1 protein-coding gene is annotated in these 1,175 nt (G+C 56.5%); it reads right to left on the bottom strand.

Annotation, left to right across the window (positions count from 1 at the left end; translation table 11 throughout):
• Nucleotides 1-1,092 (bottom strand): IS481 family transposase (locus AB1462_RS31390; protein WP_367248949.1); only part of this gene is annotated, 1,092 nt, incomplete at its 3' end.
• Between the last annotated feature and the right edge of the window lie 83 nt (nt 1,093-1,175).

Genomic DNA, 1,175 nt, shown 5'->3' with positions numbered 1-1,175 from the left:
GGTCCGTAAAAAGTGATGGCAGAAATAGACGTCAAACAAGCCATCGCTTTCAGCGTTAGGGCGTATTGCGATGTGTTGCCCAAGCAGTCCTTTGGCGATGCTGAAGTAGCGTTTCTGAAAGCGAAATCGACTGTCATACACCTTGGCCAACACATCATCCGGACCATATTCAAACTCTGGCAGCTGCTGCGGATACGCCCAGGGGCTGCTCCGATAGCGGTCCATAGGCACCTTGTAGCCCAGCGCCTGATGGGGGCGCTGCAGGTTATAAACCTCACGCCATCGATCAAAAGCCGATTGAGCGTCCATTAGCGTGGAAAAATGACGCCCATCCAGCACTTCTGCTTTGAGCGAGCGGTGGAAACGTTCGATCTTTCCATTGGTTTGAGGATGGCGAGGACGGCTGAAACTGATCCGGATCCCCAGGCGAATCAGCCAGATACTCAGCTCTGTCACTTCACCCGGATTGCGTGGCGAGCCCCAAGGTGGGCCGTTATCGACGTTGATACGCGCCGGCAAGCCATAGCGTTGGAAAACCTCGATCATCCTCTCCTTCACCGTGGCTCCCCGTTCGTTGTCACAAGCCTCAATGGCTAGGCTGAACCGAGAATGATCGTCCAGCAGGGTCAGGGGATGGCATCGACCTTGTTGCAGCGCAAAATGCCCTTTGAAATCCATCTGCCAAAGATCATTAGGCGCGTCGTGTTCAAATCTCAGCGTTGCCGATTGCTCTCTCTGAGAAGGCTGGATCAGGCCGTGCCGGTGCAAGACATTGGTGACGGTGCTGGGGGCGATACGCTTTTCCAACAGGCTGCTAATCGTGCGTCCGCCCCATGCCGGATGGGCCTGCCTAAGGGCGACGACTTGCGCCTCCATGGCGGCCTGGGTCAGTTTTGGGCTGGTCGCGGGTCTGCGGGATTTTTCTTGCAGGCCAGGCTGACCGTGCGCCTTGTAGCGATCTAGCCACTTGTAGGCTGTTTGCGGGCTGATGCCGAATCGTCGACACAGCTCACGTTTATTGCTGCCGGGTTGCCGTGCTAAGGCAACGAACTCTTCTTTCAGGCTCATGGCATCTCTCGTGGTCCAGGGCATGATGGCTTTCCGGCGAAATTGGCTCGCTGGAAAGTGTCCACCATGTCCCCGCACACCCGTCAACCATGTGTCCGGTCCGTACA

It is taken from the genome of Pseudomonas sp. SB113 (assembly GCF_040754745.1).
Taxonomy (GTDB): Bacteria; Pseudomonadota; Gammaproteobacteria; order Pseudomonadales; family Pseudomonadaceae; genus Aquipseudomonas; species Aquipseudomonas grimontii.
Note: the sequence above shows the minus strand (reverse complement) of the source record. Positions and strands in the feature narration are given on the sequence as shown.